We start from the raw sequence: 12838 nt of genomic DNA, 5'->3' as shown, positions 1-12838 counted from the left end.
AAGCAACATGTCCCGATTTCAAGTGAAGAAGGTCGCCGTGCTCGGCGCCGGCGTGATGGGCGCGCAGATTGCGGCCCACCTCGTCAACGTGCGCGTGCCGGTGGTGCTGTTCGACCTGGCGGCCAAGGAAGGCCCGAAGAACGGCATCGTCACGCGCGCCATCGACAACCTCAAGAAGCTCAAGCCCGCGCCGCTGGGCGACGTGGCCGACGCCGTGCTGATCGAGCAGGCCAACTACGAGGACGACCTGGCCAAGCTCGGCGAGTGCGACCTCGTCATCGAGGCCATTGCCGAGCGCATGGACTGGAAGCTCGACCTGTACAAGAAGATCGCGCCGCACGTGGCCAAGCATTCGATCCTGGCCTCGAACACCTCGGGCCTGTCGATCACCAAGCTCAGCGAAGCATTGCCCGAAGCACTGAAGCCGCGCTTTTGCGGCATTCACTTCTTCAACCCGCCGCGCTACATGTTCCTGGTGGAGCTGATCAACACGCCCACCACGCAGCCGCAGGTGCTCGACGACCTCGAGGCCTTCGTCACCAGCACGCTGGGCAAGGGCGTGGTGCGCGCGCACGACACGCCCAACTTCATTGCCAACCGCGTCGGCATCGCCGGCATGCTGGCCACGCTGAAGGAAGTCGAGAAGTTCGGCCTGACGCCCGACGTGGTGGACGACCTCACCGGCAAGAAGCTGGGCCGCGCGAGCTCGGGCACCTTCCGCACTGCCGACGTGGTGGGCCTCGATACGATGGCCCACGTGGTGAAGACGCTGCAGGACAACCTGAACGCCGAGACCGATCCGTTCTACGCCAACTTCGCGACGCCGCCGGTGCTCGCCAAGCTGCTGGAGCTGGGCAACCTGGGCCAGAAGGCCAAGGCCGGCTTCTTCAAGAAGGTCGGCCGCGACATCCTGCGCTTCGACCTGAAGAGCGGCGACTACGTGCCCGCCGGCGCCAAGGCCGACGAGGTGTACGGCCGCATGCTGAAGAAGCCCGCGGGCGAGCGCCTGAAGCTGCTGCGCGAAAGCGAAGGGCCGCAGGGCCAGTTCCTCTGGGCCATCCTGCGCGACGGTTTCCATTACGCCGCCGTGCACCTGGCCGATATTGCCGAGAGCGCGCGCGACATCGACTTCGCGATGCGCTGGGGCTTCGGCATGAAGCAGGGCCCGTTCGAGCTGTGGCAGGAAGCCGGCTGGGCGCAGGTCGCCAAGTGGGTGCAGGAAGACATCGACGCGGGCAAGGCGCTGAGCAGCGCGCCGCTGCCGAAGTGGGTGTTCGAAGGCCCGGTGGCGCAAGCCGGCGGTGTGCACACGCCCGAAGGCTCGTGGAGCGCTTCGCAGAACAAGTTCGTGCCGCAGCGCAAGCTGCCCGTGCATGACCGCCAGCTGTTCCCCGAGAGCGTGCTGGGCGCGAACGCGCCTGATGCCAACACGGCCGGCACCACGATCAGCGACGAAGGCGACGTGCGCGTGTGGACGCTCGACAAGGAAGGATTCGAGGGCGTATTGATCGCCAGCATCCATTCGAAGATGCACGCCATCAGCCCCGACGTGGCGGAAGCCCTGGGCGCGGCGGTCGACCTGGCAGAGGCCGAATACAAGGGCCTGGTGATCTGGTCGCCCGACGAGGTGTTCTCGGTCGGCGCCGACCTGCAGGCGATGCTGCCGGCCTTCGTGGTCGCAGGCATCGGCGCGGTCGAAGGCGCGGAAGAAGAGCTGCAGAACGTGATGCTCAAGATCCGCTATGCCAACGTGCCGGTGATCTCGGCCGTGCGCGGCATGGCGCTGGGCGGCGGCTGCGAACTGGCCGTGCACTCGGCCAGGCGCGTGGCGGCGATGGAAAGCTACATCGGCCTGGTCGAAGTCGGCGTGGGCCTGATCCCCGGCGCGGGCGGCCTGACGTACATCGCGCGCCGCGCGGCGGAGAACGCCTCGGCCTCGACGGGCACCGACCTGTTGCCGTTCCTGACCGAAGGCTTCACCGCCGCCGCGATGGCGAAGGTGGGCACGGGCGCGCTCGATTCGAAGAAGCTGGGCTACCTGCTCGACAGCGACGTGATCGTGCCGAACAAGGACGAGCTGCTGTACGTGGCGCTGCAGCAGGCCAAGGCCATGGCCGACGCCGGCTACCGCCCGCCGCTGCGCCGCACCTTCCGCGTGGCGGGCCGCAGCGGCGCCGCGACGATCAAGGGCCAACTGGTGAACATGCGCGACGGCGGGTTCATCAGCGCGCACGACTTCCACATTGCAAGCCTGATCGCCCATGTGGTGACGGGCGGCGACGTGGACGCGGGGTCGCTCGTGACGGAGGAATACATGATGACGCTGGAACGCAAGGCGTTCTGCTCGCTGATCGTGCATCCGAAGACGCAGGAGCGGATCATGGGGATGTTGAGTACGGGGAAGCCGGTACGGAACTGACGCAGGTCTTCCTCTTCCTCCTTCCCCCTTTGGGGGAAGGTCGGGATGGGGGCAAGCAGCCTATGCAAAACCAATCCACTCCCAACGCGCAACAGAACGCCCGCGTCCTGCGCCGCGAAATGACCGATGCCGAGCGCAAGCTCTGGCGCGGTCTGCGCGGTGAGCAGTTGGGAGTGAAGTTTCGTCGGCAGCATCCGATCGGCAACTACATCGCCGACTTTGCATGCCTCGATCCCAAGCTGATCGTCGAACTCGATGGTTCGCAGCATCAGTCACAGGAAGGCTACGACGCGCGGCGTGACGCTTTCCTGCGAACGCAGGAGTTCGATGTCCTGCGTTTCGCGTCGAACGATCCGTTTGTCAATTTTGAAGGGGTGCTGCAGGCGATTCTCAACCGGCTTGACGAGTTGAAGGCCGCCTGCCCCCATCCCAGCCTTCCCCCAGAGGGGGAAGGAGCCCAATCCAGGAGCTATCCATGAAACAAGTCCAAGACGCCTACATCGTCTCCGCCACCCGCACCCCCATCGGCAAGTCCCACCGCGGCTACTTCCGCAACTACCGCCCTGACGACCTGCTCGCCACCACGCTGCGCGCCGCGCTCGCGGCCGTGCCCAGCCTCGACCCCAAGGCCATCGAAGACATCATCTGCGGTTGCGCGATTCCCGAATCGCAGCAGGGCCTGAACGTCGCGCGCATCGGCGCGGTGCTGGCCGGCCTGCCGACCAGCGTGGGCGGGATCACCGTCAACCGCTTCTGCGCCTCGGGCCTGTCGGCCGTGCAGATGGCGGCGGACCGCATTCGCGTCGGCGAGGCCGACGTGATGATCGCGGCCGGTGTCGAGAGCATGAGCATGGTGCCGATGATGGGCAACGCGCCCTCGCTGTCGCCCTCGATCTTCGAGCGCGAAGGCGACGTGGGCATTGCCTATGGCATGGGCCTGACGGCCGAGAAGGTCGCGCAGCAATGGAAGGTGAGCCGCGAGGCGCAGGACGAATTCGCGCTCGCCTCGCACCAGAAGGCGCTGGCCGCGCAGAAGGCCGGCAAGTTCGCCGACGAGATCACGCCCATCGAAGTGACCGACCGCGCGCCCGACCTGGAGACCGGCGAGTCGATCGCGAAGACGCGCACCGTCAATCTCGACGAAGGCGCGCGCCCCGACACCAGCCTCGAAGGCCTGGCCAAGCTGCGCACCGTGTTCGCCGCGCGCGGCACGGTCACGGCGGGCAACAGCTCGCAGACCTCCGACGGTGCGGGCGCGCTGATCCTGGCCAGCGAGAAAGCCGTGAAGCAGTACGGCCTCACGCCGCTCGCGCGCTTCGTGAGCTTCGCGAGCAAGGGCGTGCCGCCGCACATCATGGGCATCGGCCCCATCGAAGCCATTCCGGCCGCGCTGCGCTATGCGGGCCTGAAGCACGAGGACATCGACTGGTTCGAGCTCAACGAAGCCTTCGCCGCGCAGTCGCTCGCGGTCATCAACACGCTGGGCCTCGACCCGTCGAAGGTCAACCCGATGGGCGGCGCCATTGCGCTGGGCCATCCGCTCGGCGCAACGGGCGCCATCCGCTCGGCGACCGTGGTGCACGCGCTGCGCCGCGAGAACCTCAAGTACGGCATGGTCACGATGTGCGTGGGCATGGGCCAGGGCGCGGCGGGGATCTTCGAAAGGGTTTAGGCAAACCCCCAGGCTTCGCGCACTTCGCGTCGCTGCGCCAACCCCCTTGCAGGGGGCAACACCTGCGGCCCGGCAAAGCCGGTTCCGCGGTGTCTCGCGAATGGATTTCTGACCGTCTGGGAGAAACGGGCATGCAACATGAAGTTCTGAAGGTCGGGAGCGGCATGCAAGTGGCGGTGCGCCGCTACGAGCCCGCCGGCGCACCGCGCGCCAGCATCGTGATCGGCGGCGCGATGGGCGTGCGCCAGTCCTTCTACGAACCCTTCGCGCAGTGGCTCTCGCAGCAGGGCCTGCGCGTCTGGACCTTCGACTACCGGGGCTCGGGCGACTCGCGCGGCGACGCGCCGCTGCGCGGCTTCGAGGCCGACCTGTTCGACTGGGCCCGCGACTACGAAGCGGTGATCGACGCCGCCAAGGCCGCGCTCCCCGCGCAGCCGCTCTACCTGCTGGGCCACAGCCTCGGCGCGCAACTGCCGGGCTTTCTGCAACGGCCCGGGCAGGTCGACGGCCTCGTCAGCATCGCGGCGGGCAGCGGCTACTGGCGCGAGAACGCGCCGAAGCTCAAGCGCAGCATCCTGTATTTTTGGTTCGTGCTGGTGCCGCTGGTCACGCGGCTGTGCGGCTACTTTCCAGGCCGCAAGCTGAAGAAAGTGGGCGACCTGCCGCGCGGCGTGATCCTGCAATGGCGCCGCTGGTGCCTCCACCCGCGCTACAGCGTGGGCGCGGAAGGCGATGCGGCGCTGCAGAGCTACGGCCGCGTGCGCTTCCCGGTGCTCGCGCTGTCGATGACCGACGACGAACTCATGACGCTCGCCGGCACCCGCAGCCTCGTGAGCTTCTATGCCGGCGCGCCGAGCGCGGTCGAGCGCATTGCACCGGCCGACGTGCAGGCCCGGCGCATCGGCCACTTCGGCTTTTTCCGCGAGCAGTTCAGCCAGAGCCTGTGGCCCAGCACGCTCGACAAGCTGCACCGGCTGGCTGCCCTCACCGAGCATGCCGCGGTGCAGCACGCCGGCGTCCCGCACACGACTGCGTGAGCGCACTCACCGCAGGCACACTGCCAGCCATGACGACGCCCACGCACCCCTTCGACAAGGCCCTGACGATCCACCACAGCGACCTTCGCGTGGGGCAGTTCACGGGCACCACCAGCCCCGACTACTGGAACATGGTCGGGCCCTTCGGCGGCACCACCGCGGCGCTCGCGCTGCAGTCGGTGCTGCAGCACCCGGACCTGCTCGGTGCGCCCATCGCGCTCACGGTCAACTACGCGGCGGCACTGGAAGCCGGCGCGTTCGACATCCAGGCCACGGCCGTGCGCACCAACCGCTCGACACAGCACTGGACCGTGCAGATCACGCAGGCAGGCGCCGGCGGCGAGCCGAACATGACGACCACCGCCACCGTGGTGACGGCCGTGCGCCGCGAGACCTGGGGCGAGAACGACCTGCCCATGCCCGAAGTGCCCAGGCCCGAAGCTGTCGAGCGCATGAGCATCGGCCCGCAGGGCGTGGCGTGGATCGGCCAGTACGAGATGCGGCCCATCAGCGGCAGCATTCCCGACAAGTGGGACGGCAGCGGCCATCACAGCGAAAGCCGGCTCTGGCTGCGCGACGCGCAACCGCGCCCGCTCGACTTCGTTTCGCTCGCGGCCATGAGCGACCTGTTCTATCCGCGCGTGTGGCTGCGCCGCGCGACGCGCGTGCCGGCCGGCACGGTGTCGATCACCACCTACTTCCATGCCAACGCGGCGCAGCTCGCCGAGGTCGGCACGGGCTACCTGCTCGGCAGCGCCACGGGCCAGCAGTTCAGCAACGGCTTCTTCGACCAGGCCGCGCAGCTGTGGAGCGAGGGCGGCAGGCTGCTCGCGACGTCGAACCAGATCGTCTACTACAAGGAATAGCACCATGGCGCTCACCAAGGCCGCGCTCATCGTCGCGCCGGCGATGCCACCGGCGGCGCCATTGCCCGCCGCTTCGCCCGCGAGGGCTTCGCGACCTGCGTCACGCGGCGCAGCCTGGACAAGCTGCAGCCGCTGGTCGCGCAGATAGAAGCCGACGGCGGCCAGGCGCACGCCTTTGCCTGCGACGCGCGCAAGGAAGAGGAAGTGGTTGCGCTCATCGAGCAGATCGAAGCCACCGTCGGCCCGATCGAAGTGATGGTGTTCAACATCGGCGCGAACGTGCCCGAGAGCATCCTGAACGAGACGGCGCGCAAGTATTTCAAGGTGTGGGAGATGGCCTGCTTCTCGGGCTTCCTCAACGGCCGCGAGGTGGCCAGGCGGATGATGGCGCGCGCCATTCCCGAAGGCGGCCATCGCGGCACGATCATCTTCACGGGCGCCACGGCGTCGTTGCGCGGCGCGGCCAATTTCGGCGCGTTCTCGGGCGCCAAGATGGCGCTGCGCGCGTTGGCCCAGTCGATGGCGCGCGAACTCGGCCCGCAGGGCATTCACGTGGCGCACGTGGTGGTCGACGGCGCCATCGACACCGAGTTCATCCGCAGCAATTTCCCCGAGCGCTATGCGCTGAAGGACAGCGACGGCATCCTGAACCCCGACCACATCGCCGACAGCTACTGGATGCTGCACGCGCAGCCGCGCGATGCATGGACGCACGAGCTCGACCTGCGTCCCTGGTCCGAGAAGTTCTAGCGGCCGCCCGCGCCAGGCAACGAACAAGGAGACAAGGCAATGAAGAAATCCGTCGACTTCTATTTCGACTTCGGCAGCCCCGCCGCCTACCTGGCCGCGACACAGCTGCCGCATGTGTGCGCCGACACCGGCGCCGAACTGGTGTGGAAGCCCATGCTGCTGGGCGGCGTGTTCCAGGCCACGGGCAACCATTCGCCGGCCGAGATCAAGCCCAAGGGCCCGTACATGACGGTCGACCTGAACCGTTTTGCGAAGCGCTACGGCGTGCCTTACGCGCACAACCCGTTCTTCCCCATCAACACGCTGTTGCTGATGCGCGGCGCCACCGGCATCCAGATGAAGGAGCCCGCGCGCTTCGGCGCGTACGTCGATGCGGTCTACCACGCCATGTGGGTGGCGCCCAGGAATCTCAACGACCCGGCAACGGTCGGCGCGGTCTTGCAGAATGCGGGCTTCGACGCGACCGCGCTGCTCGCGCTGGCGGGCGCGCAGGAAGTGAAGGACCGGCTCAAGGCCGTCACGCAGGAAGCGGTGGCGCGCGGCGTGTTCGGCGCGCCCACCATGTTCGTCGGCGACGAAATGTTCTGGGGCCAGGACCGGCTCGATTTCGTACGCGAAGCATTGACCGCCGCCTGACGGCTGCGGCAACCACAACACCATCCGTTCTCTTCAAGGATCTTTCATGAGCGACATCCTCGTCCACACCGAAGCCGGTGTGATGACCATCACCTTCAACCGCGTCGACAAGAAGAACTCGATCACCAGCAGCATGTACGCCGAGCTGGCCGACGCGCTGGCCACGGCCGAGAGCGAAGCGGCCGTGCGCTGCGTGCTGATCCAGGGCGACCCGACGATCTTCAGCGCCGGCAACGACATCGGCGACTTCCTCAACGGCCCGCCGTCGACACAGGAGTCGCCGGTGTTCCGCTTCCTGCGCGGCATCGCGACTTTCCCCAAGCCCATTGTGGCGGCCGTCTGCGGCCCGGCCGTGGGCATCGGCACCACGATGCTGTTCCACTGCGACCTGGTCTACGCGGGCGACAACGCCGCGTTCTCGATGCCCTTCGTGAACCTGGGCCTGTGCCCCGAAGCGGCCTCCAGCCTGCTGGTGCCGCAGATGCTGGGCTACCACCGCGCGGCCGAGGCGCTGCTGCTGGGCGAGCCCTTCATGGCCGAGGCCGCGCTCGAAGTGGGCCTGGTCAACCGCGTGGTGCCGCCGACCGAAGCCAACGCCATCGCGCAGACCCAGGCCCGCAAACTCGCGGCCAAGCCGCTGAGCGCGCTGGTCGAGACCAAGCGCCTGCTCAAGAAGGCCCAGATGCCCGCCGTGCTCGAGCGCATGGGCGAAGAGGGTGCGAGCTTCGGCCGCATGCTGCGCGAGCCGGCCGCGCGCGAGGCCTTCGGCGCGTTCATGGAGAAGCGCAAGCCCGATTTCTCGAAGGTCTGAGCGGCGGCACGCCAGGCTTGCGCGCGTACACTGTCCCGCGTGCAAGCTTCAGAGACAAGAACTCTCGCAAAGCCCGTCCAGCGGGCGAATGATGCTACTGAAAAAGTAGCATTCCAACCGCTGCGCCGGCGTACTTTGGGTTGGCTTGCGGGCGCGCTCACGGCGCCTTCGCTGGTGCTGGCGCGGGTTCGCCCGCTGCGCATCGGCGTCATCGGTTCGTGGTCGGGCCCTTATGCCGGTGGCGGGCGGCAGTTCGACGCCGGCATGGCGGTCTGGCTGGCCGCGCACAACCAGCACATCGCGGGCCGGCCGGTCGACTGGTGCGGCGCGACGTGCCCGGCAGCGCGCCCGACCTGGCGCGGCGCCATGCGCAAGAGCTGGTGGAAAGCGAAAGGGTCGACCTGCTGGGCGGGCTCGACTTCAGCTCCAACGCCTACGCCGTGGGCGCCGTCGCCGCGCAGGCGAAGATTCCCCTGGTGGTGATGAACGCGGCGTCGTCGGGCATTCCGGCGCGCTGCCCGGTCGCGGTGCGGGTGTCGTTCACCATTGCGCAGGTCACGGTGCCGCTGGCGCGCTGGGCGCTGCAGCAGGGGCTGCGCGACGTGTGCACGTGGTGGCCGACTACGCCTCGGGTGTCGATGCCGAGAGCGCCTTCGTCTCGGGCATCACCGCCGGCGGCGGACGGGTCGGCGCAATGCTGCGCGTGCCGCTGGCCACGCTCGACTACTCGGCCTACATGCTGCGGCTGCGCGAGCTCAAGCCGCAGGCGGTGTTCTTCTTTTTGCCGTCGGGGCAGATGCCGGCGAGCTTTCTCAAGTTCTGGCGCGACCGCGGCATGGCGGACACCGGCATCCGCCTGCTGTCGACCGGCGACGCCACCGACGACAACTACCTGCAGGGTGTGGGCGAACTGGCCGACGGGCTCGTCACCAGCCACCACTATTCGTTCGCGCACGAGTCGCCGGCCAACCGCCGCTTCACGGGCGTCTTCGAGACCGAGTACGGCAGCCACCTGCGGCCGGGCTATTTCGCGGTGGCGGCGCACGATGCGCTGGCGGCCATCGACGCGGCCATGAGCTCGCCGGCCGCGCGCGGCGGGGTGAGCGGGGAGCGGCTGGTGGATGCGTTTCGCGGCCTGAAGCTCGACAGCCCGCGCGGGCCGGTCGAAATCGACGCCCACACGCGGGACATCGTGCAGACCGTCTACATCCGCCGCGTGGAGCGCCGCGACGGGCGCTGGGTGAATCGCGAGTTCGAGCGCTTCGAGCGCGTGCGCGACCCGGGCGTCTGACGATGCGCCCGCCCGGTCAGGGCTGCGGTTCGATGGGGCGCGGGCGGCCGTTGTCGTCGATGGCCACGTAGGTGAAGGTGGCCTGCGTCACCTTGATGTACTCGCCCTGCGCGCGAAAGCGCTCGGCGAACACCTCGACCGTCACCGTGACCGAGGTGCGCCCGATGCGCACCAGCTTCGAATAGAACGACAGGATGTCGCCCAGCCGCACCGGCTGCTTGAAGATGAATTCGTTGACCGCCACCGTGGCCTGGCGGCCCTTGGCGTAGCGCGCGGGAATCACCGAGCCGGCCAGGTCGCACTGCGCCATGACCCAGCCGCCGAAGATGTCGCCGTTGGCATTGCAGTCCGCCGGCATCGGAATGACCTTGAGCACCAGCTCCATGTCGGTGGGCAGGCTCTTGAGGGTGGCAGCGGCGGCGGCACTGGAAGTATCTGACATGGGCACAATCTGGAACAAACAAGCAACCACGATTGTCCTCCATGCGCCGCAGCGGCGAAGCCCTTCCCCCCACCCCTACCGTGTCCGGCCACCCGCCGGCGCGCAGCGACCGTTCCGACTGGGCGACGCTGCGCCGGCTGTTTCCCTACCTCTGGCAGTACAAATGGCGCGTCATCGCGGCGCTGAGCTTCATGGTGGGCGCCAAGGTGGCCAACGTGGGCGTGCCGGTGCTGCTGAAGAACCTGATCGACACGATGACGCCCAAGCCCGACATGGCGCAGGCGCTCCTGATCGTGCCCATCGGGCTGCTGCTGGCCTACGGGCTGCTGCGCTTTTCGACGGCGCTGTTCGGCGAGCTGCGCGAGCTGATCTTCACCAAGGCCACCGAGGGCACGGCGCGGCAGATCGCGCTGGAGGTGTTCGGCCACCTGCATTCGCTGAGCCTGCGCTTTCACCTGGAGCGCCAGACCGGCGGCATGACGCGCGACATCGAGCGCGGCACGCGCGGCGTGCATTCGCTGATCTCGATGTCGCTCTACAGCATCGTGCCGACGATCATCGAACTGGTGCTGGTGCTGACCATCCTGGGCGTGAAGTTCGATTCGCTGTTCGTGTGGATCACCGTGGCGGCGCTGGTGCTGTACATCACGTTCACCGTGACGGTGACCGAGTGGCGCACGCAGTTCCGCAAGACCATGAACGAGCTCGACTCCATGGCCCAGAGCCGCGCGGTCGACTCGCTGCTGAACTACGAAACCGTCAAGTACTTCAACAACGAGGAGTTCGAGGCCAGGCGCTACGACGCCAGCCTCGACCGCTACCGCAAGGCGGCCATCAAGAGCCAGCGCACGCTGAGCATGCTCAACACCGGCCAGCAGCTGCTGATTGCCGTGAGCCTGGTGCTGATGCTGTGGCGCGCCACCTCGGGCGTGGTCGACGGGCGCATGACGCTGGGCGACCTGGTGATGGTCAACGCCTTCATGATCCAGCTGTACATTCCGCTCAATTTCCTGGGCGTGATCTACCGCGAGATCAAGCAGAGCCTGACCGACCTGGACAAGATGTTCGTGCTGATGGAAAAGGAGCGCGAGGTGCGCGACGCACCCGGCGCGCAGCCGCTGGCCGGCACCGACTCGACCATCCGCTTCGACGACGTGAGCTTTGCCTACGAGCCCGCGCGGCCGATCCTCAAGCACGTGAGCTTCGAGATCCCGGCGGGCAAGACGGTGGCGGTGGTCGGGCCCTCGGGCTCGGGCAAGTCCACGCTCGCGCGGCTCTTGTACCGCTTCTACGACGTGCAGCAGGGCCGCATCACCATCGGCGGGGAAGACATCCGCGAGGTGACGCAGTCGAGCGTGCGCCGCGCCATCGGCATCGTGCCGCAGGACACGGTGCTGTTCAACGACACGGTCGAATACAACATTGCCTACGGTCGCCCCGGCGCCACGCGCGAAGAGGTCGAAGGCGCGGCGCGCGCCGCGCGCATCCACGACTTCATCTCGGCCACGCCCAAGGGCTACGAGACCACCGTGGGCGAGCGCGGCCTGAAGCTCTCGGGCGGCGAGAAGCAGCGCGTGGCCATTGCGCGCACGCTGCTGAAGAACCCGCCGATCGTGATCTTCGACGAAGCCACCTCGGCGCTCGACTCGGCCAACGAGCGCGCGATCCAGTCGGAACTCAAGAGCGCCGCGCAGGACAAGACCACGCTGGTCATCGCGCACCGCCTATCGACCGTGGTCGACGCGCACGAGATCCTGGTGCTCGAAAGCGGCGTGATCGTCGAGCGCGGCACGCATGCCGAGCTGCTGGCCCGCAGCGGCCGCTACGCGCAGATGTGGGCTTTGCAGAAGAGCGAAGCGGTTCCGATGCTGTAGCGCGATCATTCATTACCTTTTCATCGATTCCAGGAGTTCATACGTGTCGACCAAGATTCCCCTGCTGGTGCTCAACAGCCTGTCGAGCGCCCACCAGGCCCAGATTGCCGAGGTCTACGACGTGACCTACGCCTTCGACCCCGCCCAGCGCGCGGCCGCCATCGCCGAGCACGGCAAGAAGTTTCGCGCGGTGCTGACCATCGGCGTGATCGGCATCACGCCCGAGGAAATCGCGGCCATGCCGGCGGTGGAACTGATCTGCTGCCTGGGCGCGGGCTACGAAGGCGTGCCGCTCGAGGTGACGCGGGCGCGCGGCATCGCCACGGCCAACGGCGCGGGCACGAACGACGACTGCGTGGCCGACCACGCCTTCGGCCTGCTGATCGGCATCGTGCGCGAGTTCCGCAAGCTCGACCGGCTGTGCCGCGAAGGCGTGTGGCGCGAGGCGATTCCGCAGCCGCCGAACGTGTCGGGCAAGAAGCTGGGCATCCTCGGGCTGGGCACCATCGGCCAGAAGATCGCCAAGCGCGCGGCGGCGTTCGACATGGAAGTCGGCTATCACAACCGCAAGCCGCGCGAGGGCGCCACGCAGCGCTACTTCGGCGACCTGGCGTCGCTGGCGGCATGGGCCGACTTTTTGGTGCTGGCCGCGCCGGGCGGGCCGGCCACCAAGCACCTGGTGAATGCGCAGGTGCTCGATGCGCTGGGGCCGCAAGGCTACCTCGTGAGCATCGGGCGCGGCAGCGTGGTCGACACCGAGGCGCTGGCGGCGGCGCTGCGCGAGAACCGCATCGCGGGCGCGGGGCTGGACGTGTACGAGAGCGAACCGAAGCGGCCCGAGCAACTGATCGGGCTCGACAACGTGCTGCTGACGCCGCACATGGCGGGCTGGTCGCCGGAAGCCACGCAGAAGTCGGTGGACCACTTCCTGGCGAATGCCGCAGGGCACTTTGCAGGGCGCGGCGTAGTCACCCCGATCTGATGTCTTGCTCCTTCCCCCTCCGGGGGAAGGTCGGGATGGGGGCGGGCAGGGCGCTCGA

10 protein-coding genes and 2 pseudogenes are annotated in these 12838 nt (G+C 67.9%); 11 read left to right on the top strand and 1 reads right to left on the bottom strand.

Annotated features, from left to right (window positions below; genetic code table 11):
* Positions 1-7: 7 nt before the first annotated feature.
* The 9 genes and pseudogenes from BMG07_RS02850 (at position 8) to BMG07_RS44635 (ending at position 9482) form a co-directional block, all read left to right on the top strand.
* A complete protein-coding gene (locus BMG07_RS02850; RefSeq protein WP_198083197.1) occupies positions 8-2419 on the top strand; it encodes a 3-hydroxyacyl-CoA dehydrogenase/enoyl-CoA hydratase family protein in 2412 nt (803 codons plus the stop codon).
* A 62-nt stretch (positions 2420-2481) separates the two neighbouring features.
* Positions 2482-2898 carry an endonuclease domain-containing protein gene (locus tag BMG07_RS02845; RefSeq protein WP_198083195.1) on the top strand — a complete coding sequence of 139 codons (417 nt, stop codon included), beginning with the start codon at positions 2482-2484 and terminating at the stop codon, positions 2896-2898.
* Positions 2895-4091 carry an acetyl-CoA C-acyltransferase gene (locus tag BMG07_RS02840; RefSeq protein WP_198083193.1) on the top strand — a complete coding sequence of 399 codons (1197 nt, stop codon included), beginning with the start codon at positions 2895-2897 and terminating at the stop codon, positions 4089-4091. The genes BMG07_RS02845 and BMG07_RS02840 overlap by 4 nt, the downstream gene beginning before the upstream one ends.
* A gap of 131 nt (positions 4092-4222) precedes the next feature.
* The gene (locus BMG07_RS02835) at positions 4223-5128 is read left to right on the top strand and encodes an alpha/beta fold hydrolase (protein ID WP_198083191.1); all 906 of its coding nucleotides are present in this window, start codon (positions 4223-4225) and stop codon (positions 5126-5128) included.
* A gap of 29 nt (positions 5129-5157) precedes the next feature.
* Complete coding sequence (locus BMG07_RS02830; protein WP_198083190.1) at positions 5158-5994, top strand: acyl-CoA thioesterase II; 837 nt, start codon at positions 5158-5160, stop codon at positions 5992-5994.
* A 4-nt stretch (positions 5995-5998) separates the two neighbouring features.
* A pseudogene (locus BMG07_RS02825) lies at positions 5999-6744 on the top strand (SDR family oxidoreductase).
* Between the two features lie 39 nt (positions 6745-6783).
* A complete protein-coding gene (locus BMG07_RS02820; RefSeq protein WP_198083189.1) occupies positions 6784-7380 on the top strand; it encodes a 2-hydroxychromene-2-carboxylate isomerase in 597 nt (198 codons plus the stop codon).
* 46 nt (positions 7381-7426) lie between these two features.
* Positions 7427-8191 carry an enoyl-CoA hydratase gene (locus BMG07_RS02815; protein WP_198083188.1) on the top strand — a complete coding sequence of 255 codons (765 nt, stop codon included), beginning with the start codon at positions 7427-7429 and terminating at the stop codon, positions 8189-8191.
* Between the two features lie 135 nt (positions 8192-8326).
* Positions 8327-9482 (top strand): annotated as a pseudogene (locus BMG07_RS44635) (ABC transporter substrate-binding protein).
* A gap of 16 nt (positions 9483-9498) precedes the next feature.
* Here BMG07_RS44635 and BMG07_RS02805 read toward each other — a convergent pair.
* Positions 9499-9924, bottom strand: a complete 426-nt coding sequence (locus tag BMG07_RS02805) for an acyl-CoA thioesterase (protein ID WP_198083187.1) — start codon at positions 9922-9924, stop codon at positions 9499-9501.
* A gap of 41 nt (positions 9925-9965) precedes the next feature.
* Between BMG07_RS02805 and BMG07_RS02800 the strand changes: the two genes are divergently transcribed.
* Positions 9966-11798: an ABC transporter ATP-binding protein/permease gene (locus tag BMG07_RS02800; RefSeq protein WP_198083186.1), complete on the top strand. Its 1833-nt coding sequence runs from the start codon at positions 9966-9968 to the stop codon at positions 11796-11798.
* 43 nt (positions 11799-11841) lie between these two features.
* A complete protein-coding gene (locus tag BMG07_RS02795; RefSeq protein WP_198083184.1) occupies positions 11842-12780 on the top strand; it encodes a 2-hydroxyacid dehydrogenase in 939 nt (312 codons plus the stop codon).
* Positions 12781-12838: the final 58 nt, after the last annotated feature.

The sequence above is a fragment of the Variovorax sp. E3 genome (assembly GCF_016082275.1).
Lineage (GTDB): Bacteria > Pseudomonadota > Gammaproteobacteria > Burkholderiales > Burkholderiaceae_C > Variovorax.
The sequence above is the reverse complement of the archived record's forward strand: the minus strand, read 5'-3'. Positions and strand labels throughout refer to the sequence as shown.

Bases quoted from the DNA above. Each gene is read 5' to 3' on its own strand.
- BMG07_RS02850 (WP_198083197.1), top strand. From the start codon at position 8: ATGTCCCGATTTCAAGTGAAGAAGGTCGCCGTGCTCGGCGCCGGCGTG.
- BMG07_RS02845 (WP_198083195.1), top strand. From the start codon at position 2,482: ATGCAAAACCAATCCACTCCCAACGCGCAACAGAACGCCCGCGTCCTG.
- BMG07_RS02840 (WP_198083193.1), top strand. From the start codon at position 2,895: ATGAAACAAGTCCAAGACGCCTACATCGTCTCCGCCACCCGCACCCCC.
- BMG07_RS02835 (WP_198083191.1), top strand. From the start codon at position 4,223: ATGCAACATGAAGTTCTGAAGGTCGGGAGCGGCATGCAAGTGGCGGTG.
- BMG07_RS02830 (WP_198083190.1), top strand. From the start codon at position 5,158: ATGACGACGCCCACGCACCCCTTCGACAAGGCCCTGACGATCCACCAC.
- BMG07_RS02820 (WP_198083189.1), top strand. From the start codon at position 6,784: ATGAAGAAATCCGTCGACTTCTATTTCGACTTCGGCAGCCCCGCCGCC.
- BMG07_RS02815 (WP_198083188.1), top strand. From the start codon at position 7,427: ATGAGCGACATCCTCGTCCACACCGAAGCCGGTGTGATGACCATCACC.
- BMG07_RS02805 (WP_198083187.1), bottom strand. From the start codon at position 9,924: ATGTCAGATACTTCCAGTGCCGCCGCCGCTGCCACCCTCAAGAGCCTG.
- BMG07_RS02800 (WP_198083186.1), top strand. From the start codon at position 9,966: ATGCGCCGCAGCGGCGAAGCCCTTCCCCCCACCCCTACCGTGTCCGGC.